The organism is Marinifilum breve, from assembly GCF_003202155.1.
Taxonomy (GTDB): domain Bacteria; phylum Bacteroidota; class Bacteroidia; order Bacteroidales; family Marinifilaceae; genus Marinifilum; species Marinifilum breve.
Map to the genome: position 1 here is coordinate 1 of NZ_QFLI01000057.1, position 752 is coordinate 752.

1 protein-coding gene is annotated in these 752 nt (G+C 35.4%); it reads right to left on the reverse strand.

What is annotated here, in order from left to right:
- Positions 1-430: 430 nt before the first annotated feature.
- Positions 431-752: hypothetical protein (locus DF185_RS24765; RefSeq protein ID WP_207784739.1), on the reverse strand; the 322-nt coding region annotated here is incomplete at its 5' end.

Below are 752 nucleotides of genomic sequence, written 5' to 3' on the forward strand. Positions count from 1 at the left end.
CAATCCACGTGACTGTCCATAGATATAATCATTTATTTGCGAGCGTTATATGATGAGACCGCTCGACAAATGCGTTTTTACAAACTGATTATCATCGCTCTAGACTGATATTATATAGACTTGACATATGTTTAGACTATTCCCATTCAAATTTGAATAGAAAAAGTCAATCGATTCACGTGACTGTAAATCAATCAAGAATGTATGTTCGAAATCAATGTCATTTATGAGAACGATGATGAAAGTAAGGAGTAAAATGACGGAAAACGTTAGTCAGTCAGCCATTTACGTTAGTCATGAAGACTGATTTGGTGAGCATAATCTCATTCTGGAATAAGAATGAAAAACGTGAGTTTGGATTAAGCAAATGGCCAGAGTAGAGGTGGACATTGCACACACATCTTAGGATAAGAAAGATGATCAGGATTGTTCATGCACTGCTTTTGGACAGGTTGGAATATGACTGACATTTCGATATATTGGTCATCGCCAAATATACTCTTCCGATCTCCTCGACTCTGTCTTTTGATTTCTCTGGGTGGGAACGAAATATATTAGAAGGTGTTACTGGTAGAAGCGTTGTCAAACACTGAATACCTGTGACATCATCAGTAGAATAGTGATAATAATAATAATTACAACAGTTGTAGTAACAGTAATAGTGATAATTGTAGTGATAGTAGTAGTAATCACATTGATTGTATTGGTAGCAGTAGTAGTAGTAGTAGCTGTAGCAGTAATAATGATAATAA